15 protein-coding genes, 1 tRNA gene and 1 pseudogene are annotated in these 20,280 nt (G+C 68.8%); 4 read left to right on the forward strand and 13 right to left on the reverse strand.

The features are described 5' to 3' along the window. Positions 1 to 53 precede the first annotated feature (53 nt). Together I8J32_RS13700 and I8J32_RS13705 are read right to left on the reverse strand one after the other, a co-directional pair. Positions 54 to 971, reverse strand: a complete 918-nt coding sequence (locus I8J32_RS13700; protein WP_200615624.1) for a ribose-phosphate diphosphokinase — start codon at positions 969 to 971, stop codon at positions 54 to 56. Further along, complete coding sequence (locus tag I8J32_RS13705; protein WP_200615625.1) at positions 971 to 2,518, reverse strand: thymidine phosphorylase family protein; 1,548 nt, start codon at positions 2,516 to 2,518, stop codon at positions 971 to 973. The genes I8J32_RS13700 and I8J32_RS13705 overlap by 1 nt, the downstream gene beginning before the upstream one ends. Positions 2,519 to 2,718: 200 nt before the next feature. On the opposite strand from I8J32_RS13705, the gene I8J32_RS13710 reads away from it, so the two are divergent. Then, positions 2,719 to 3,561, forward strand: coding sequence for a universal stress protein (locus tag I8J32_RS13710; RefSeq protein WP_200615626.1), 843 nt, complete (start codon positions 2,719 to 2,721; stop codon positions 3,559 to 3,561). A gap of 64 nt (positions 3,562 to 3,625) precedes the next feature. On the opposite strand, the gene I8J32_RS13715 is transcribed toward I8J32_RS13710, so the two are convergent. The 3 genes from I8J32_RS13715 to I8J32_RS13725 form a co-directional block, all read right to left on the reverse strand. Then, on the reverse strand, positions 3,626 to 4,399 hold the full coding sequence (locus tag I8J32_RS13715) for an SDR family NAD(P)-dependent oxidoreductase (protein ID WP_207526624.1): 774 nt from the start codon (positions 4,397 to 4,399) through the stop codon (positions 3,626 to 3,628). Positions 4,400 to 4,526: 127 nt separating this feature from the next. Next, a complete protein-coding gene (locus tag I8J32_RS13720) occupies positions 4,527 to 4,928 on the reverse strand; it encodes a flavodoxin family protein (protein WP_200615628.1) in 402 nt (133 codons plus the stop codon). 176 nt (positions 4,929 to 5,104) lie between these two features. After that, complete coding sequence (locus I8J32_RS13725) at positions 5,105 to 6,508, reverse strand: MBL fold metallo-hydrolase RNA specificity domain-containing protein (protein WP_200615629.1); 1,404 nt, start codon at positions 6,506 to 6,508, stop codon at positions 5,105 to 5,107. 300 nt (positions 6,509 to 6,808) lie between these two features. Between I8J32_RS13725 and I8J32_RS13730 the strand changes: the two genes are divergently transcribed. Then, positions 6,809 to 7,645: a right-handed parallel beta-helix repeat-containing protein gene (locus I8J32_RS13730; RefSeq protein ID WP_200615630.1), complete on the forward strand. Its 837-nt coding sequence runs from the start codon at positions 6,809 to 6,811 to the stop codon at positions 7,643 to 7,645. A 511-nt stretch (positions 7,646 to 8,156) separates the two neighbouring features. On the opposite strand, the gene I8J32_RS13735 is transcribed toward I8J32_RS13730, so the two are convergent. Both I8J32_RS13735 and I8J32_RS13740 read right to left on the reverse strand, forming a co-directional pair. After that, positions 8,157 to 8,246: transfer RNA gene (locus tag I8J32_RS13735), tRNA-Ser, on the reverse strand. A gap of 175 nt (positions 8,247 to 8,421) precedes the next feature. Then, positions 8,422 to 9,342, reverse strand: a pseudogene (locus tag I8J32_RS13740) (LysR substrate-binding domain-containing protein); the annotation flags it as partial. A 134-nt stretch (positions 9,343 to 9,476) separates the two neighbouring features. Between I8J32_RS13740 and I8J32_RS13745 the strand changes: the two are divergent. Further along, positions 9,477 to 10,058, forward strand: coding sequence for an FMN-dependent NADH-azoreductase (locus I8J32_RS13745; protein WP_200615632.1), 582 nt, complete (start codon positions 9,477 to 9,479; stop codon positions 10,056 to 10,058). Between the two features lie 175 nt (positions 10,059 to 10,233). Here I8J32_RS13745 and I8J32_RS13750 read toward each other — a convergent pair whose 3' ends face one another. Beyond that, positions 10,234 to 13,104 carry a M16 family metallopeptidase gene (locus tag I8J32_RS13750; protein WP_200615633.1) on the reverse strand — a complete coding sequence of 957 codons (2,871 nt, stop codon included), beginning with the start codon at positions 13,102 to 13,104 and terminating at the stop codon, positions 10,234 to 10,236. A gap of 159 nt (positions 13,105 to 13,263) precedes the next feature. Continuing rightward, entirely contained in the window at positions 13,264 to 14,556 is a 1,293-nt protein-coding gene (gene serS / locus I8J32_RS13755) for a serine--tRNA ligase (RefSeq protein ID WP_200615634.1), read from the reverse strand. 241 nt (positions 14,557 to 14,797) lie between these two features. Here serS and I8J32_RS13760 point away from each other — a divergent pair, with 241 nt between their 5' ends. Beyond that, complete coding sequence (locus tag I8J32_RS13760) at positions 14,798 to 15,430, forward strand: energy transducer TonB (protein WP_245156338.1); 633 nt, start codon at positions 14,798 to 14,800, stop codon at positions 15,428 to 15,430. Between the two features lie 39 nt (positions 15,431 to 15,469). Here I8J32_RS13760 and aroA read toward each other — a convergent pair whose 3' ends face one another. Genes aroA through serC form a run of 4 tightly spaced genes read right to left on the reverse strand, consistent with a single transcriptional unit; the run spans position 15,470 to position 20,245 of the window. Further along, on the reverse strand, positions 15,470 to 16,783 hold the full coding sequence (aroA, locus tag I8J32_RS13765) for a 3-phosphoshikimate 1-carboxyvinyltransferase (RefSeq protein ID WP_200615635.1): 1,314 nt from the start codon (positions 16,781 to 16,783) through the stop codon (positions 15,470 to 15,472). Then, positions 16,780 to 17,952: a histidinol-phosphate transaminase gene (gene hisC / locus I8J32_RS13770; RefSeq protein ID WP_200615636.1), complete on the reverse strand. Its 1,173-nt coding sequence runs from the start codon at positions 17,950 to 17,952 to the stop codon at positions 16,780 to 16,782. The genes aroA and hisC overlap by 4 nt, the downstream gene beginning before the upstream one ends. Beyond that, entirely contained in the window at positions 17,949 to 19,160 is a 1,212-nt protein-coding gene (pheA, locus tag I8J32_RS13775) for a prephenate dehydratase (protein WP_200615637.1), read from the reverse strand. The genes hisC and pheA overlap by 4 nt, the downstream gene beginning before the upstream one ends. Further along, positions 19,160 to 20,245 (reverse strand): 3-phosphoserine/phosphohydroxythreonine transaminase, encoded by a 1,086-nt coding sequence (gene serC, locus I8J32_RS13780; protein ID WP_200615638.1) that lies wholly within the window; start codon positions 20,243 to 20,245, stop codon positions 19,160 to 19,162. Before serC ends, pheA begins: the two co-directional genes overlap by 1 nt. Positions 20,246 to 20,280: the final 35 nt, after the last annotated feature.

A 20,280-nucleotide genomic window follows, 5' to 3' on the forward strand; every position in this document is an offset into this window, starting at 1 on the left:
TCAGGCCCATTGTGCGCAATCCACGTGCGGCCCGGTGGTCCTCCGGCCGTGCCTCATGGCTCATGCACGACCCCGCCCCGTCCCGCCGTCAGCCGCGCGACCACCGCCTCGGCAAGCGGCCCTGCAAGGCTGATCGCATTGGTGGCGTGGGCAATGCTGTCGGTGCTGACAACCCGCCCGGCACCGGCCCCATGCAGCGACTCCGGCGAGCCGGGGGCGAAAATGGCATGGATCACGACACAGACCGGCGGTGGAAATCCCAGTCGCCGGAGGTGCTCGATCGCCGCGCACAGCGTCCGACCCGTCGACGCGATATCGTCCACGAGTACAGGGGTGTGGGCGCGGAACCGATCCATGTGCGGGACGGCGACCTCGACGTCGCGGTCGCCATGCCGTGTCTTGTGGAGCACCTGGAACGGTGCGTCCGCCCGCGCGGCTACCTGCGACACCCACTGCGCGCTCTCGGCATCGGGGCCGATCAGCAGCGGCATCGGGACGTTGGTGCGGATCCAGTCCGCCAGGTGGGGCGCTGCCGCCACGCAGGTCGTGGGCATGCGGAAGACGGCGTCCAGTGACGACACGCGGTGCAGGTGCGGGTCCACGGTGACAAGCCAGTCCACCGTCTGATCCAGGAACTGCGCGAACGCGTTCATGCTGATGGCTTCGCCACCGTGGAAGCGCGCATCCTGGCGCATGTAGGACAGGTACGGCGAAACCAGCCCCACGCTTGCCGCCCCGAACTCCCGCGCCGTATTCGCGGCGAACCGGACCGGCAGGGCCTTGCGGTCCGGATCATTGAGGCTGGTGAAGACGATCACGTCGGCACCGGCAACATCCTCGTCCACCGTCACCAGCGACTCCCCGTCGGGAAAGTGCCGCCATTGGAAGCGACCCAGCCGCGCGCCGAGCCGTGTTGCCACGGCCGAGGCGACGCAGATGTCATCCGGGAACGAGAGCACGACCGCCGCCATCAATACTCGCCAGCAATGGTGAGAATGTCCGGGTGCGCGTGCGCGTACTCCAGTGCGTAGGCGAGCTCGCCAGGCGATTCGGCGTGCACCACCAGCAGGGGATCTCCCCGCTGGACACGGTCACCTTCGCGCAGGGTGCACACCAGGCCCGCCGCCGCGTCACGTGGAGCTCCGGCCAGCTTGGCAACCCGTGCCAGTTGGCGATTGTTGATGCAGGCGATCGTTCCGCTGGACGCGGCGAGCAGCGGCCGGACAAACCTGGCGACGCCTGGCTCGCGGAATCCCCCTTGTGCGTTACAGATGGCCATGAACTTGTGCAGGGCGGCGCCAGAAGCGAGCACCGCGGCAGCCTGCGCCCGGCCAGCGCCCTGCGCCACGCCGGGCAAAAGCTCCAGTACGGCGCCGGCTATGTCGAGCGCGCGCTCACGCAGATCGGCGGGAGCGTAGGGAATGCCTCTGAGCACCGCCAGGACGTCATGCGCTTCCAGCGCGGGTCCGATCCCGCGACCTACTGGCTGACTTCCATCGGAATAGCGAACGCCCACCCGCAGCCCCACCGCCTCACCCACGAATGCCAACCGACGCGCGATTGCGTCCGCGGCCGCCGGGGTGCGGATCTTGGCCGTGATCCCGACTGGTATATCGATCAGGACGTGCGTCGAGCCTGCGGCGACCTTCTTGGACAGGATGCTGGCGACCATCTGGCCGTCACTGTCGAAATCCAGAGGGCGCTCGATCTGGATCAGGATGTCGTCGGCGGGACTCAGTCGCATCCTTCCTCCCGACGCCAGGCATCCGCCTTCGCGTTCCACCACGACGCGGAGGGTGTCCGACTCCAGGTCGACGTTGGTCATCGTCGCCATCACATCGGCCGTACCGGCCGGCGAAGTGATGGCCCTAGAAGAGGTCTTGGGCACCCGATGGCCCAGCGCGGCGACGATGGAGACCACGATCGGCGTCGTCCGATTGCCGGGCAGACCGCCGACGCAGTGCTTGTCCAGCACCGGCCCCGGCCCCCAGTCCAGGCGTTCACCCACCTCGATCATCGCCCGCGTCAGGGCCACGGATTCATCCAGGTCCATCCGGTCTCCGGCACAGGCGGTGACGAAGGCCGCCAGTTCGATATCCGACAGCCGGGCGGTCATGACATCCCTCAGGACCGCCGCAAACCTGGGCTCGTCCAGTCGCTCGCCAAAGACCTTGGCCCTGAGCACGCCGGCCGACTCGGGCGGGTCGGCATGGGCGAATCCGGCGAGCGCGCCAGGCTGCGGAGCAAGCGCCTGCCATGCCGCGTCGGAGAGTGCTGCTTCGCAGGGGCCAAGCCAGTCTCCCGTGACCACGTTGAGGATCGCCACGATCTCGCGGCCGCCGCAGGTGACCTTGACCCGCGTCAACGCAGCGAAACCTTCGGCTCGGCAGACCAGGCATCCCTCACGCAGGTACAGCACCGGCTGACGATAGGTATCGATGCCAGCGCGGCGCAGCGGCAGGCGGATGTGCTCCGGGCTGTACCGGTCTGGTCCGGCCGCTGGGTTGGTCTCATTCATTCGAGCGTCCCGCAGTGCTCTGGCGACTCTACTCGCCGACCCGGAACTCCAGTTGACCCTGATCAACAGTTGTTGGGATCCGGCCGGAAATCGCCGGAAGCGCCTGGCTTTCCGCCAGCGTCCGTGCAGTTGATACAGATCAATGCGACTGGCGCTGCGGGATGCGATCGTCGGGCCCGGCTCGACCAGAGCAGGCCCGCATGATCCATGACCTCACCCTCGCGGTCACCGGCACGACGGGCGACCGGAACGCCCTCGCGGCGGCGGTCGCCCTCGCCGCTCAACACAAGGCCCACCTGACGGCGGTCCAGCCACTCGAGCTCCCGGTTCCGCTGCCAGCCCCCTGGGATACCGCGCCAGTGACGGTGGAGCACGAAATCTGTAACGCCCGGCGCGCCGAAGCAAACCAGCGGGCCGAGAGGCTTCGCGACGAACTGTCCTTGCAAGCCATTTCTTCGGAGGTTCGGGTTGCGGAAGCCCGCTACATCGATGCCCCACTGGCCGTCGCCCTTCTGGCACGCCATGCGGACCTGGGTGTGGTCGCGGCGCCTGTCCAGAATGCGGATGACGGAGCGATTGCGCGCGCCTTCATCGGCTCGCTGCTTTTCGAGTCTGGACGTCCGGTCCTGGTCGTTCCAGCTCACCATGCCATCGAGCTGCCCCTTCAGCACGCGGTCGTGGCGTGGAAGCCCACCCGTGAGGCCACGCGAGCCGTCCACGACGCATTGCCGTTGTTGAACCCGGCGGCGACGATCGACGTGGTCGTCGTGGACCCGCGATCGGGCGAACCTGACCAAGGGGAAGAACCGGGATGCGACATCGCCGGCCACCTGGCCCGACACGGCTTCAAGGTCAACGTCGTCACGCTCAAGCGGGGCCACGACACGGTCGCCACCACCCTCCTTCGCCACGCTGCGCAATCCAACGCGCGGATGCTGGTCGCGGGCGGCTACGGTCACTCGCGCATGCGCGAATGGGCGCTGGGCGGTACGACGCGCGAACTGCTCCAGGCCATGCACCTGCCGATCCTGTTCTCGCACTAGGCGAGCACGCATTCACCACGGCCTGATGCCGCGGCGCATGTCTGCGTGCTCGCGTGCAATGGCTTCAGCGCGCGGTGTACCCGCCATCGATCACGAGTTCGGAGCCCGTCATGAACTTCGATTCGTCCGAGGCCAGGTAGACTACGCCCCACGCGATGTCATCGGGCTCACCGACATGCCCCAGCGGATGAAGCTGGCCCAGGTCCGCGCGGGCCGCGGCCAGATCCGTGGCGCCGCTTGCGCCCATGTGGTGGACCACCATGGGTGTCCAGATATAGCCCGGGTGCACGGAGTTGACGCGGATTTTGTCGGCGGCGTAGAGCAGCGCGTCGGTGCGGGTCATCAGGGTCACCGCGCCCTTGGAGGCATGGTAGGGCGGCACGTCCGGCGCACCGACCAGGCCATAGATCGACGAGAGGTTGATGATGCTGCCCGACCCGGCGCGGCGCAGGTGCGGGATCGCATGCTTGATGCAGAAGAACACCCCCTTCACGTTCACCGCCTGCACGCGGTCCCACTCGGCCTCCGTTACCTCGTGCGTCGGCTTGTTGACGCCGGCGATGCCCGCGTTGTTGACGAGCACGTGCACGGCGCCAAAGTGATCGGCCACGCCGTCGATGGCCGCCTGCACGGCGCGTTCGTCGGCGACGTCGACGTGCCAGTAGCGCGCGGGGAAGCCCCCCCCCTGCAGTTCCCCGGCGAAGGCGCGCCCGGCCTCGTCCTCCACATCGAACAGCGCCAGCTTCGCGCCCTCCTGCGCCAGGCGCAACGAACAGGCATGGCCTATGCCCAGGCTTGCGCCGGTGACGATGCAGACTTTGTCCTTGACGCGATTCATGGTGCCTCCACGTCAATGGCCAATGCCGGCGTCGCAACCGTCCCTGTGCCTTTGCTAATGACGCGCTTGTGGAGACGGCACGCCAGGGGCGCTGGGACCGGCTTCCGCGCGCCCCCCGGCCGATGCGTCACGTCGATTGAGACGGGCAACGAAACGACGCAGCTCGTCGCGGTGGGCGCCCGGCCACATCCGCACCCTTGCCGCCTTCCGTGCAGAAAAAGGCCACCTTCTTGGCTTGCGTGGCATTTCGTTCGGCGAAGGTCCGGACCGGGGCCGCCAGCCGGCTGGCCCAGATGGGCCCGCCAATCACCAGGAGGTCGTAATCCGCCGGGGCATGCGCGCCGGCAAGAATTGCAGGCCTGCGCCTGAGCGTCGCGTCGAACAACGCGCCGACGACGCCCCTCAGCCCACGCCGTGGCTTTGGCTCCCTGATTTCCTCCATGTCCGCGCCGGTGGCGGCTCGAATCTCCTCGGCCACGCGTCGGGTGTTGCCACCCATCGAGTAGTAGGCGATCAGGATGTCGTTCATGGCTGCACCTCACCCGTCGTCATGGATTCCAGGCGATGTCCCTCGCAGTCCCTGGCTTCGCGCGGCGGGACGGACACGCCACCGGAAGCCATTGCGGGAACACCCTTGCCGGTAATCGCCCATCCAGTATCGGTGCGTACGGCGTCAAACGATTTGACCCAAATCAAGCATTGCTCTCACTGCGCCGCGGACAGATCAACACACTGGCCGTACTCAGGCACGTGGGCCGGCCATTGAAGTTCGCGTTCGATGCGAAGCCGCAGGGCGTCGGCTGCGTCGGGCTCGCCATGGGTCACGAAAACACCTCGTGGGGACCGCGGCGCAGTACGCAGCCAGGCGATCACCTCGTCCGCGTCCGCATGCGCGGAGGCCGAGCCCAACTGCACGACCTCGGCACGGACAGGAACGTCCTGGCCGAAGATGCGCAGTGCGGTTTCGCCACGGGCCAACGCCGCCCCGCGGGTACCGCCGGCCTGGAAACCGGACAGGAGGATGCCGTTGCGATGATCGGGAGCGAATGCAATCAGGTGATGCAGCACCCGTCCGCCTGTCGCCATGCCACTCGCCGCCACGATGATCATGGGACCTCGGCGTCGGTTCAAGGCCTTGGACTGCTCCACGGTGTTGACGATCCGGGTCACCCGCTGCATGGCCTGCAACTGGCCGCCACTGAGCCGGTGCTGGTCCCGATATCGCTGATACAGGCCGGTGACATCTGCCGCCATGGGACTGTTGAGGTACACCGGCACCTCGGGGATCTCGCCGCGCGCCTGGAGCTGGGCAATCATGTGCAGCAGCAGCTGCGCCCGCCCGACGGCGAAGGCCGGGATGACCGCCACGCCGCCCCGGGCGAGGACGCGCCCCAATGCTTCCTTCAGCTCCTGCTCGAATGCCATGGGCAGGTGTTGGCGATTGCCATAGGTCGACTCGACGACCAGCCAGTCCGATTCCCAAATCGGCGCCGGTGCCCGCATGACGGGATCGCAGGGCCGTCCGATATCGCCGCTGAAGGTGATTCGTGTTTCCCCGAAGGCAAGCGAAACCGCCGATGCGCCCAGGATGTGGCCTTGCGGGCGCAGGGTCGCAACCAATCCCGGCACCGGTTCGAATGCCTGATCGAACGGCACCGGCCGGAACACCCGCAGCGCGCGACGGGCGTCCTCTTCGGTGTAGAGCGGCTCGGCAGGATGGTGCCTGGAAGTCCCCTTCCTGTTGGCGTAACCGGCTTCCTCCTCGAGCAGGTGGCCCGAATCCGGCAGCAGGACGCCGCACAGGTCGCGCGTGGCGTCAGTACACCAGACCGCTCCGGAGAAGCCCGCAGAGATCAGCCGCGGCAGGTAGCCGCTGTGGTCGAGATGGGCATGCGTCAGGATCACGGCATCGATGGAGGCCGGGTCGACCGGAAAGGGCGCCCAGTTCCGCAGGCGCAATGCCTTGTAGCCCTGGAACAGGCCGCAGTCGACCAGCACACGGTGGCTGCCCGCGTCCACCAGGTAGCGTGAGCCCGTCACCGTGGCATTTGCTCCCAGGAAGGTCAGGCGGAAAGCCGCAGGCTCTGGAGCTGGCGTGGTCGGGCTCATCGATTTCCGGTCCGGTGCGATGGCCACACAATGACTGATGGGCCCCGGCGGGCCTTGATCGGCGTCAAACAATCCGCGGCTGGCGTGACCATGATTGCGCTCCTGCGCGCTTCGTTCGTAGGGGTACGCACCGGTTGAGACACAGCAGCCGGATTGCTGACGCAGGTCAATATCCCATCGCCGCGGCGGTCCAGGATCAGCAGGTGCCACCGACGCATCGCGTTGGCCGTGTCGGCTACGCCGCTGCCGGGAACTTGTCCCAGGGAGCCCTGTATGAAGAACTGTGCGCAGATCGTCCTGTTGCTGCTGCTCGGCGCAGGCAGCAGCCTTTCTTCCCCTGGAATTTTGGCAGCGGAGGGCTACAGCAACTGCGAAGGCTTCATCGATTCATTGCCGGCGACCATCACGGCGCAGGGCGTGTGGTGCCTGCGCAAGGACCTGAACACCGCGATCAGCGCCGGCACCGCCATCGACATCAGGGCCAACAACGTCACGATCGACTGCAACGACTTCAAGGTCGGTGGGCTCGCCGGAGGAGCGGGAACGTCGGCATATGGCGTGCGTGCCCTCTCCGCGCTCAACGCCACGGTTCGAAACTGCACGATGCGCGGCTTCTATGTCGGCGCAGGCCTGAGCGGAAGTGGCCATGTCATCGAGGACAACCGATTCGACGCCAACACCTACATCGGGATCGAGATCGCGGGGGATGCGAGCGTGGCCCGCCATAACCTCGTGGTGGACACAGGAGGCTCGACGACGGTTGGCGGCTACGCGGTCGGCATCAAGGCCGGTGGCGCGGTCGATCTCATCGACAACACCGTCAGCGGCGTGGTCGGCCACCCGAATTCCAGCGGCATTGCGCTGGCCTACGGGATCAGCACGCATCATCTCTCGGGAAGCATCGCCGGCAACCGCGTAGGTGGCCTGGTGCCGAGCGGAACCGGCACCGTCCATGGCATCAACAACCAGGAGAACGGGCGGATCTCCATCCGCGCAAATGACGTCACCGGAAATGGCGGCGCCGGCACGGGCATTTTCTGTACGTTTCCCAGGGGCAGCGCACTGGGCAACGTCATCAGCGGCTTCAGCACCGGACTGTCGGGCTGCACGACGCAGGACAACCTGATCGTTCCCTGAGCCATCCCATGGACGCGACAGCCGCGCTCTGAAGGCCCGCGGTCCAGCCGGAACTCGTCACCCGTCTCAGGGTGAGAAATGCCTCGGCACAGCTGGAGCGGCGGAAGTTTCGCAGTGCTCCCGAATCGTCGGCCCCACCTCGGACCAATGGGGCACGTCCGGACCGACCAGATCAACCCAGCTGGCTGACAGTGTCGGCTCGAGCTCTTCCCAGGACTCAACCGCAAGGTGCTGGCAGGCGAAGCGGACAAAGGCTTCGATGTAGTGATCCGGCCATGTCGAGCGTTCACTTCCCATGGGGAATCCTCCGCGTGACGCTTCCAAAGCGTGCAACTTTGCCCCACCGGGTTCTGTGCGCAAGCGCACTGAGGCGTCTGCTGGAGGCAGAGCGCCGATGCCAGCAGTCCGAGCGCCGGCCGCTCCACCTCAACGAATGACCGGCTTGGCCGGAACTAGACGCGCGCGCCTCGCGATCCCCGCAGATGACTCGGCAAGTACCGGTTCACTGATGTGGCGGAAGCGGTGAGATTCGAACTCACGGATGGGTCTCCCCATCGCCGGTTTTCAAGACCGGTGCCTTAAACCGCTCGGCCACGCTTCCGTTTTTCCTTGACGCCGGTGTGGTCCCGGCGCGGGCATCGAAGTGATCGCCGCCGCGGGATGCCGCGGCGGCGGGCATTCTCTCATGCCGGCTCGGCGGTGCGCTCGGGTTTGGCGCCCTTGGCGGCCGGCTTCTTGCCGACGGTGCCGTCGGGGCACGGCTTGCCTTCGATCTCGCCGCACTGCAGGCGGGCCGATTCGACCAGGCCGGGGACGCGCTCGGCGAGGAAGTCGATGAAGACCCGCACGGCCGGCAGCATGCCGCGGCGCGAGGCGAAGACCGCGTGGAAGATGCCCTGCGGCAGGCGCCACTGCGGCATCACCACTTCCAGTTCGCCGTTGCGCACCGCATCGGCACAGACGGTTTCGGGCAGCATCGTGATGCCGACGCCCTGCTTTGCCAGCGCCATGAGCATGGGGAAGTCGAAGCCCGCCACGCGCGGCTTGAGTTCGACGCGACGTACCTCGCCGTTGGGGCCGTGCAGCTCCCAGCGCTGGTGCGCGTCGTCCTCGTTCATGCTCAGGGTGACGTGCTGGTTGAGCTCGTCGGGATTGCTCGGCCGGCCCATGCGACGCAGGTAGTCCGGGCTGGCCACCAGCAGCTCCTGGATCTGGCCGAAGTTGCGCATCACCAGGCTGCCGTCGTCGTCCAGGCGCGAGCGCACGCGCAGGGCGACGTCCACGCCTTCGTTGATGATGTCCACCCGCCGGTTGCTGACGTGCAGCTGCACGCGCACCTGCGGATAGCGGGCGAGGAATTCCGGCAGGAGCCGTGGCATCTGCTGCTGGGCCATGCCCACCGGCACGCTGACGCGGATGACGCCGCGCGGTTCGGCGCTCAGGCGATCGACGACTTCGCGCGCGGCCTGCGCCTCGGCCAGCATCGACTGCGCGTGGCGATAGACGCTGTGCCCCACCTCGGTCACCGCGAAGCGGCGGGTCGAACGCTGCAGCAGGCGGACACCGAGGTCTTCTTCCAGCTGGCTGATGCGTCGGCTCAGGCGCGACTTGGGGATGCCCAGGGCGCGTTCGGCGGCGGCGAAGCCCTGGTGGTCGACGACGGCGGCGAAGTAATAGAGATCGTTCAGATCCTGCATGGCGATAGTCCTGTGTTCGAGATAAGTAACATATTCGGAACAGTCAGTGATATTAGACCAGCTTTATCCTATTTCCGCAACAGTCGATAGTGGCCCCCTTCGCGGCATCAGCCGCCGCCACGGGACCGACTGACATGAAACTCCTGCACCTGGATTCCGCTGCCACTGGCAGCCAATCCGTCACCCGCGAACTGAGCGCCTCGATCGTCGCACGCTGGCGCGAGGCAGTGCCCGGCCTGAACGTCACGTACCGGGACCTCGACGCGCAGCCCCTGCCCCACCTCAACAGTGTGGTGCTGGCCAAGGCCGACCCGGCCGTCGCGGCTGAAAGCGAAGCCACGCTCCAGCAGTTCCTCGACAGCGACGTGATCGTCGTCGGGGCGCCGATGTACAACTTCAGCGTGCCGTCGACGCTGAAGGCCTGGATCGACCGGGTGGCGGTCGCCGGGCGCACGTTCCGCTACACCGAGAAGGGTCCGGAAGGACTGGCCAAGGGCAAGACGCTGGTGATCGCCAGTGGTCGTGGCGGGCTCTACGGCGACAACAGTCCGGCCGATTTCCAGGAGGCCTACCTGAGGCAGGTGTTCGGCTTCCTGGGCGTGGACGACGTGCGCCTGGTGCGGGCCGAAGGCGTGGCGTACTCGCCGCAGCATCGCAGTGATGCGCTGGCGCAGGCGCATGCGGCGATCGCGGAGCCGCTGCGCGAGGCGGCGTGAGATGGGATGTGGGCTCCCGCGCATGGATCCGGATGCGGGGCGATCGTCGGCCCCCATCCCAACCTTCCCCCGCTGTGCGGGGGAAGGAGCTCAAGCGCTGAGCGGGAAACCACACGCCTGAAACAGAACAGGCCCGCGAGATGCGGGCCCGTTTTCCTGCCGCGATGGCGGCCGATCACTTCAGCGTCGGCGAATCCAGGTTCATGCCTTCGGCCTGGATCACCTCGACGTCCGGATGCGCCTTCTTCAGCGCGTCCAGGAACTCGCGGCTGTCGCCGGCGACGACCAGGTTGGCGGTGTCGGGCGAGAACAGCGTGCGGCCGGCTTCCTGCACCTGCGCCGCCGTCACCGCCTGCACGTTGTCCACATAGGACTTCAGTGCGATCAGCGGCATGCCCACGGTGGCCAGGTCGGCCAGTTCGCCCGCCAGGCCTTCGTTGGTTTCGATGTCGCGACCGAAGCCGCCGATCAGCACGGCCTTGCGCGCGGTGAGTTCGGCATCGCCCGGGGGCTGGTCGCCCAGGCGCTTGAGTTCGCCCTCGATCAGGCCGGCGACTTCCGGCGCGGAGACGTTCTTGGTCTGGGTCGAGGCCACGATCGGACCGGCGCCGACGCGCGCGCCGACCGAGCTGGACGCGCCGTATGACAGGCCCCGCTTGATCCGGATCTCCTGGTTCAGGCGTGAGGAATAGCCACCGCCGAGGATGCTGTTGGCCACGATCGCCGGGAAGTACTGGCCATCGATGCGGGAGATGCCACGCTGCGCGGCGGTGACCGCGGCCTGGCCGGAGTCCGGACGGTTGACGACCAGCACGCGCGGCTTGCCGCCGCCGACGGCGGTGTCAGCCTGCACCCTGGCCGGCAGCGGCTGCTTCGGCTTGGCCCAGTCGCCGAACTGCTGCTCGGCCAGCGCGAAACCCTGTTCGGGCGTGATGTCGCCGGCGAGCACCAGCACGGCGTTGTCCGGGCGCCACCAGGTGCGGTGGTAGGCCTGCAGCTGTTCGGCATTGAGCTTGGCCAGCGAGGCCGGCGTGCCGCCGGCCATGCGACCGTAGGGCGCGTCGCCGTAGATCGTCCGGTTGGCGGCGATGCTGGCCAGCGCGCCGGGATTGCGCAGCGTCACGGTCAGTTCGTCCAGGGCCTGCTGGCGCTGGCGGGCGACTTCCTCGGCGGCGAAGGTCGGTACGCGCACGACGTCGGCGAAGATCGGCAGCGCGTCCTTCAGGCGGTCGCTGCGCACGTTGAGGTGCACCGCGGAGCTGTCCCAACCCGCCTGCGCGGACAGGTCGGCGCCCAGGGCCTCCATGTCCTGCGCGATCCGCGTCGCCGAGCGCTTGCCCGCGCCCTGCGTGACGAGCGCGGCGGTCATGCGCGCGCTGCCGTCGGCCTGGGCGGGGTCGCTGGTCGAGCCGGACAGGATCTGGATGCCGCCCCCGACCAGGGGCAGGCCGTGGTCCGGCGCGATGATCACGCGCAGGCCGTTGGCCAGCGTCTTCTCGCTGAAGGACGGCAGCGTGGCGGCGACCGGCGCGGCCGGCGCCGGGGCCTGCACGCGCTCGCCTTCCGGCGCGAGCGTGACGATGTGGATCTGCGAGGCCGGGACGCTGAGGCCGCGCGTCTGCACGGTGTCGGCGATGCGGATCGGCGTCGCAGCCGCGCCGGACGCCTTGGCCGATTCGTCGAGGTAGCGGATCGCCACGCTCTGGTTCTCGGCCAGGTACTGGCGCGCCACGCGCTGCACGTCGGCGGCGGTGACGTTCTGGATGTCGCCCAGCAGCGTGTTGGCGCGGTCGGGCGTGCCGTACACGATGGCGGCGAAGGCCAGGGCGAAGCCCTTGCCGTCGGCGGTCTCGCGCTCGCGCAGGGCGTCGCTCACCAGTTCGTTCTTGGCTTCGTCGAGTTCGGCCGCGGTAACCGGCGCCTCGCGCAGGCGGGCGACCTGCGCGCGCAATGCGGCCAGGCCGGCGTCGGCGCTCTTGCCCTCGGCCATGATCGCGGCGAGCGAGAACGCGCCGGGATCCTTGCTCGGGGTGAAGTTGGTCATGACCTGCGAGGCCAGCTGCTGCTGGTAGACGAGCGACTGGTACAGGCGCGAGCTGTCGCCCTTGGCCATGATCGCGTCGAGCACCAGCATCGCCGGCTGGTCGGCGCTGCCCGCGGCGGGGCCCTGGAAAGTCAGTGCCACTGCCGGCAGCGGGGTGTTGGGTTCATAGACCAGGTAGTCACGCGGCGCGCTGCGCGCCGGTTCGACCGCGGTCACGCGCGGAATGGCGCCGGCGGGACGCTTGACCGGGGCGAAGTACTGGTCGACCCAAGTGTCGAGCTGGTCCGGGTCGAAATTGCCCGCGACGACCAGGATCGCGTTGTCGGGCCGGTAATAGGTGGCGTGGAAGGCGCGCACGTCGTCGACCGTGGCCGCGTCGAGTTCCTCGATCGAACCGATGCCCGGACGCGCGTAGGGATGCACGTCGAACGCCGTCTCCGACAGGTAGAGGCCGAACAGCTTGCCGTACGGGCGGGCGAGGATGCGCTGGCGCAGCTCTTCCTTGACCACGTCGCGTTCGGACTTGAACACCTTCTCGTCGACGACCAGCGAGCCCATGCGCTCGGATTCGGCCCACAGCAGGCGCTGCAGGTGGTTGGCCGGCACGACTTCGTAGTAATTGGTGAAGTCGTCCCAGGTCGAGGCATTGTTGAAGCCGCCCACGTCCTCGGTCATGCGGTCGAACTGCTCGGAGACCATGTTGCGGGTGGCCTTGAACAGCAGGTGCTCGAACAGGTGGGCGAAGCCGGAGCGATCCTTCGGGTCGTCCTTGGAACCGACGTCGTACCAGACCTGCACCGAAACGTTGGCGGTCGTGGTGTCGCGGATGGCGTAGACCTTCAGGCCATTGGCGAGCGTGCGGGTGGTGTAGGCCAGCGACGCGATCTGCGCGGAGGACGCGGTGCCGGTAGCGTCGCCGCCGGCGGCCGGCGCGGGGTGGGCCGACGCCAGGAGCGGAAGGCACAGCAGGATCGAAAGCGTCAGTGTCGCCACACGCGTCATGGTCGGTTTCCTTGTGGTCGTCGGCCGCCCGAAGCCGGGTCGGCTGGTATGTCCGGCCGGGTCTGTCCGGTCCGGTCCGGTCTGTCTGCCTGGGGCCCGGCCTGGATCTCCGGACGCTCTACGCTAAACCGGCCGGGCGTGGCCCGACCGTGGCAATGGTCATGCGATGCGGTCGACGCCGCCCATGTAGGGCCGCAGCACCTCGGGCACCGTGATCGAGCCGTCCGCGTTCTGGTAGTTCTCCATCACGGCGATCAGCGCCCGGCCCACGGCCACGCCGGACCCGTTGAGCGTATGCACCAGTTCGGGCTTGCCGGTGGCGGGATTGCGCCAGCGCGCCTGCATGCGGCGGGCCTGGAAGGCCTCGCAGTTGGAGCACGAGGAGATCTCGCGGTAGGTGTCCTGGGAGGGCAGCCACACTTCCAGGTCGAAGGTCTTGGTCGCGCCGAAGCCCATGTCGCCGGTGCACAGCAGCACGCGGCGGTAAGGCAGTCCCAGCCGCTCCAGCACGACCTCGGCGCAGCGCGTCATGCGCTCGTGCTCGGCGTAGCTCTCCTCGGGGCGCGCGATGGTCACCAGTTCCACCTTCTCGAACTGGTGCTGGCGGATCATGCCGCGCGTGTCGCGGCCGTGGCTGCCGGCTTCGGCGCGGAAGCACATCGAATGGGCGGTCATGCGCAGCGGCATCACCTCGCCTTCGACGATCGCGTCGCGGACGATGTTGGTGAGCGGCACTTCCGAGGTGGGGATCAGGTAACGGCGATGGGCGTCGTCGCCCTCGCCCACCGCGGTGGCGAACAGGTCGTCCTCGAACTTGGGCAGCTGGCCGGTGCCGCGCATCGAGTCGGCGTTGACCAGCAGCGGGACGTTGGTCTCTTCATACCCATGCTCGCCCGTGTGCAGGTCCAGCATGAACTGCGCCAGGGCGCGGTGCAGGCGGGCCAGCGAGCCGCGCAGCACGGTGAAACGCGCCCCACTGAGCTTGGCGGCGGTGTCGCCATCGAGCCAGCCATTTCGCGCGCCCAGCTCGACGTGATCCTTGACCGGGAAATCGAAGTCGCGCGGCGTGCCCCAGCGGTGCTGTTCCTGGTTGTGGCTTTCATCCTGGCCCAGCGGGACCGACTCGTGCGGCAGGTTGGGAATGAGCAGCGCGAGGCCTTCGATCTGCGCGCGGATGGCTTCGAGCCGCTGCTCGGAGGCCTTGAGCTCCTCGCCGAACCCGGCCACCTCGGCCATCAGCGCGGCGACGTCCTCACCCTTGGCCTTGGCCTGGCCGATCGCCTTGCTGCGCGTGTTGCGCAGGTTCTGCAGCTCCTGCGTGCGGATCTGGATCTGCTTGCGCTCGGCCTCCAGCGCCTCCAGCGCACTGGCGTCCAGATCGAATCCGCGCGTCTGGCGCAGGCGGACGGCCAGTTCGGCGGCATTGGAGCGCAGCAGGTTCGGATCAAGCATGTGGGGGCGCGACGCAGTGACGGAGTTGGCGATTATTGCAGCCTTGCCGCCCGGATTGCCTATTCGTTAACCCCGGGGGCGGCACCATCGGGTGGCCGTCGCGGCGCTCGGCACCGGGGCCGGGATCCATAGGGACCCGATCAACACCACCAGAACCGTCGACCACCGGCACAATCAAGGTCATCCGCTCCGCCCGGGCGCCATGGGCCGCGCCCGCCACCCTCACCGACAGCGAAACCCGATGACCTCATCCCCCGCAATGCCGCCGCCTCGCCGCTCTGCCCAGCTCAAGTCCTGGCTGCCGTCCCGACATGCGTTGTGGTGGATCCTGGGCGCCTTCGTGCTCGGCCTGCTCGTCTTCGCACTGGTGCTGCGCGACAGCAGCAAGGAGGCGTTCTATCGCGCCGGCCCCAATGCACCCACCGCAGCCACCCCCGATTACGCGCCGCTGCCGGCCCCCATGGCCGGCGATCGCGGCGAGGGCATCCCGGACGCGCCCGTGCCGCGGGAGACGGCGCCCGGCGAGGAGCGTCCACGCCTGGTCGAGACCCCGCGACCGCCGCCGGCCGCGCCGGCTCCCGCGCCCCGCACCGGGGCCCCTACGGTCAGCTCGCAGCCCCAGCCCATTTCCTCGCCCGCGCCCCGCTACCCCGCCGGCGCACTGCGACGGGGCGAACGCGGCACCGTGCTGGTCCGCGTCCAGGTGGGCGTGGACGGCGTGCCCACGGACGTGAGCGTGGGCCACTCCAGCGGCTCGCGGGAACTGGACCGCGCGGCCGTCAGCGCCGTCCGCCGCTGGCGCTTCCGCCCGGCCATGTCGGGCGAGTTGCCGGTCTCCTCCAGCGTCCAGGTGCCGATCAACTTCCAGCCCTGAGTTCCATACCGACCGCGCCCGACGGCGGCGGAGCCGCCCTCAGGCGTCCGCCAGCCCCATCCCAGCGCCTTGTGCCAGCGCCACGAAGCCCGGGAAGGACGTGGCCACGTTCGCCGTGTCGGCGATGCGCACCGGGCCCTGCGCGCACTGCCCGGCGATGGCGAAACTCATCGCGATGCGGTGGTCGCCGACACTGTCGATGACGCCGGCCTGCAGTGGCCCGCCGTGGACGGTGGCGCCATCGGGGGTCTCGTCGACGCGCACGCCCAGCGCGCGCAGTCCGGCCGCCATGGATTTGATCCGGTCCGATTCCTTCACCCGCAACTCCGCCGCGCCACGCACCACGGTGCGGCCGCTCGCGCAGGCGGCGGCGACGAACAGGGCCGGGAACTCGTCGATCATGTCGGGCACATGCGCCACCGGCACTTCAATGCCATGCAACGGGGCGTGGCGCACGTGGAGGTCGGCGACCGGTTCGCCGCCCTGCTCGCCCGCGGGCCGGACCTCGATGTCGGCGCCCATGGCCTGCAGCACGTGCAGCAGGCCGGTGCGGCGAGGATTCACGCCGACCCGTTCCAGGGTCAGCTCGGATCCCGGCACCAGGCTGGCGGCGACCAGGAAAAACGCCGCCGAGGAAAAGTCCGCCGGCACGTCCACGTCGATGGCGCGCAGCGCATGGCCGCCGCTCAGCCGCGCGCGGCCGGGTGAGAACTCAATCGGCCAGCCGAAGGCGGAAAGCATGCGTTCGGTGTAGTCGCGGGTCGGGTGCGGTTCGAGCACCGCGGTTTCGCCCTGCGCGTACAGCCCGGCGAGCAGGATGGCCGACTTCACCTGCGCGCTGGCGACATCCGGGGTGGCCTCCAGTCCGTGCAGCACCGCGCCCCCGTGCACCTGCAGCGGCGGCAGGCCGTCCTGGCTGTCGATGCGGGCGCCCATCGCGACCAGCGGGTCGATCACGCGGCGCATCGGCCGGCGCGTCAGCGACGCATCGCCCACCAGCACGCTGTCGAAGCGCTGGCCCGCGAGCACGCCCGCCAGCAGGCGCATGCCCGTGCCGGCGTTGCCGCAGTCCAGCGCCTGCACCGGCGCGCGCAGGCCGTGCAGGCCGACGCCATGGACCAGGCGCTCGCCGTCGCTGGGCGCCTCGATCCGCACGCCCATCTGCGCGAACACGCGCGCGGTCGCGCGGGTGTCCTCGCCTTCCAGGAACCCGCGGATGCGGGTCACGCCTTCAGCCAGCGCGCCGAGCATCACCGCGCGGTGGGAAATGGATTTGTCGCCCGGCACGCGCAGGGTGCCGCGCAGCGGCCCGCCGGGAGTCGCGGTCCAGTAGCGGATGTCGGCGCCGCTCATGCGTCGGACAGGTCCAGCAGCGCGTCCAGGGCTGCGAGCAGGCGCTGGTTCTCATCCGCGGTACCGACCGTGATGCGCAGGCAGTCCGGCAGGCCGTAGCCGCCCATCGGGCGCAGCACTACACCCTGCGCGACCAGCGCCGACTCGATCAGGGCGGTCTGGGGGCCGAATTCGACGAGCAGGAAATTGGTCTGAGACGGAAACACGCGCAGCCCCCGGCGCTGCAGCGCCTGCGCCAGCGCGTCGCGTTCGACGGCATTGCGCCGGACGCAGCTGTCCAGGTGCGCGGCGTCGTCGAGCGCCGCCTCGCAGGCGGCCAGCGCGGGACCGTTGACGTTGAAGCTCTCGCGCACCCGCTCCATCACCGCCACCAGTCCCGGCGCGGCCAGCAGGTAGCCCACGCGCAGTCCCGCCAGCCCATAGGCCTTGCTGAAGGTGCGGGTCACCACGAGGTTGCCGTGCCGGCCCAGCCGACCCAGCGCACTGGCGTAGTCGGGTGCCACCGCCATCTCGGCATAGGCCTCGTCGAAGACGACGATCACCTCCGGCGGCACCTTGGCCAGGAAGGCGTCGAGCGCATCGACGCCGAACCAGGTGCCGGTGGGATTGTTGGGGTTGGCCACGTACACCAGGCGCGTGGCCGGCGTGATCGCCGCGGCGATCGCATCCAGGTCGTGACCCAGGGGCATGTCGGCGCGATCGCGGGTCCGGGCGGGCACGACGCGCGCGCTGGCTCCGGCGCACTGGGTCGCCAGCGCGAAGACCGCGAAGCCGTACTGCGAATACACGACCTCATCGCCGGGGCCGGCGAACACCTGCGCCAGCTGCATCAGCAGCTCGTGGGACCCGTTGCCGAGCAGGATCGCGCCGGTGTCCACGCCGTGCAGCGTCGCCAGAGCGCGCTTGAGGTCGAGGCCGAGCGGATCGGGATAACGGTGCAGCGACTGCATCTGGTCGAGGATCGCCATCCGGGCGGCGGTCGACGGGCCGTACGGATTCTCGTTGGAGCCCAGCTCCAGCAAGCGCTCCTCGCCGAACTTCCGGCGCAGCGCGACCAGGTCGTGGCCGGGGTCGTAGGCCTTCAGCCCCTGCACGCCACGCGAGGCGCGCGCGGCGAACCAGGCTTCGTCGAATGCGGGACACCCCGCGGCGGCCGGCGCCGCACTCATGCGATCGCCACCGGGTAGGAGCCCAGCACCTTCACTTCCTGGGCGAACTCGGCCACCTCGTCGAGCGCCAGGCGCATCGCCGGCTCCTGCGCGTGCCCGGTGATGTCGATGAAAAAGGCGTACTGCCAGCGACCGGTGTGGCCGGGCCGGGACTCGATGCGGTTCATGCTGAGCCCGTGCTTGGCGAACGGCGCCAACACGTGGAACAGCGCGCCGGGCTGGTCCTTGATGAACACCAGCAGCGAGGTGCGGTCGTTGCCCGACGGCGGGAACAGTTCGCGCCCCAGCACGAGGAAGCGCGTGGTGTTGTCCGGCCGGTCCTCGATCGGTCCGGCGATGGACTTCAGGCCGTAGACCGTGGCCGCGCTGATGCCGGCGATCGCGGCCGCGTCATCGGCGTTGCGCGCGCGGCGCGCCGCATCGGCGTTGCTGATGACGGCGATCTTCTCGGCCGCGGGCAGGTACTGGCGCAGCCAGGCCTTGCACTGGGCGAAGGACTGCGGGTGCGAGTAGACACGCTCGATGTCCTCGACCCGGCCGCTGCGCGACAGCAGGTGCTGGTGCACGCGCAGCTCCACCTCGCCGCAGATGCGCAGGTTCGAGGTCAGGAACATGTCCAGGGTCGACTGGATCGTGCCCTGGGTGGAGTTCTCCACCGGCACCACGCCGAAATCCGCGTGGCCGGCCTCCACTTCCTGGAACACTTCCTCGATGCTCGACAGCGGCAGGCCATGGATCGAATGGCCGAAATGCTTGTAGACCGCCTGCTGGGAATGCGTGCCTTCCGGGCCAAGGAAGCCGATCTTCAGCGGCTCCTGCTGGGCCAGGCAGGCCGACATGATCTCGCGGAACAGGCGCACCAGGACGTCGTCGGCGAGCGGCCCATCGTTGCGGTCCACGACCTTGCGCAGCACCTGCGCCTCGCGCTCGGGCCGGTAGTAGTCGACGGCCGCGGCGAGCTTGCCCTTGGCCTTGCCGACCTGGTGCGCCCAGTGCGCGCGCTGCTTGATCAGCGACTGGATCTGCTGGTCGATGCCGTCGATCTGCGCGCGGACCTGGCCCAGGTCCGGCTTGGCGGCATCGTCGGCTGCCTTCGCCTTCGCCGCGGCACGACCGCGTGGGCTGGCGGCTTCGGCGACATCCTTGCGGGCCTTTCCGGACGCGGGGGCCTTGGCGGCCCCCGCCTTTTTGCGGGTCGTTCCGGCCATCACCCGTGCCTTGTCTGGAAATCGCGCATGAAGTCGGCCAGCGCCTGCACGCCGGCCTCGGACATCGCGTTGTAGATCGAGGCGCGCATCCCGCCCAGGGCGCGGTGGCCCTTGAGCGAGATCAGGCGCGCGGCGTCGGCTTCCTTCAGGAAGGGCTTGTCGAGCGCCTCGTCATGCAGGAAGAACGGCACGTTCATGCGCGAGCGCACCGCCGTGGCGACTTCGTTGCGGTAATAGCCGCCCGAGCTGTCGATCACGTCGTACAGCAGCGCGGCCTTGCGCGCGTTGCGGCGCGCGAACTCCTCGACGCCGCCTTCGTCCAGCATCCACTTGACGGTCAGGCCCAGCAGGTACCAGTTCCAGCTCGGCGGCGTGTTGAGCATGGATTCGCCCTTCACGTGCGAGCGGTAATCCAGGATGTCGGCGCGCGGCTGGCCCGCGCGCTCGAGCAGGTCGCGGCGGATGATCACCACGGTGATGCCCACCGGGCCCAGGTTTTTCTGCGCGCCGGCGTAGATCACGCCGAACTTCGACACGTCCAGCGGTTCGGACGCGATCGAGGAACTGAAGTCGGCGACCAGCGGGACGTTGCCGGTGTCGGGAATGTCGCGGAACTCGACCCCGTGGATGGTTTCGTTCGCCGTGATGTGCACGTAGGCCGCGTCGGCCGTGGGCTGCCAGGACGCGCGTGCCGGGATGTCGCGGAAGCCGCCGGCCTCGCTGGAGGCGATCACCTTCGCGTCGACGTAGGGCTTGGCCTGCTTGATCGCCGTCTTGCCCCAGTGACCGGTGAGCACGTAGTCCGCGGCCTGTCCGGGCGCGGCGAAATTCAGCGGCAACAGGGCCTGGACCGTGGTCGCGCCGCCGCCGAGGAACAGCACGGCATAGTCGTCCGGGATGGCCATGAGCGCGCGCAGGTCCGCTTCGGCCTGCGTGGCCACCTGGATGAATTCGGGTCCGCGGTGGCTGAGTTCGACGATCGACGCACCCACGCCGTGCCAGTCGAGCATTTCGGCCTGCGCCTGCTCCAGGACGGACTGCGGCAGCGTGGCGGGACCGGCACTGAAATTGAAGGCGCGCGACATCGGAACTCCAAGGCATGAAATGGACGGTAGGCCGA

The organism is Lysobacter solisilvae (genome assembly GCF_016613535.2).
Taxonomy (GTDB): Bacteria; Pseudomonadota; Gammaproteobacteria; order Xanthomonadales; family Xanthomonadaceae; genus Agrilutibacter; species Agrilutibacter solisilvae.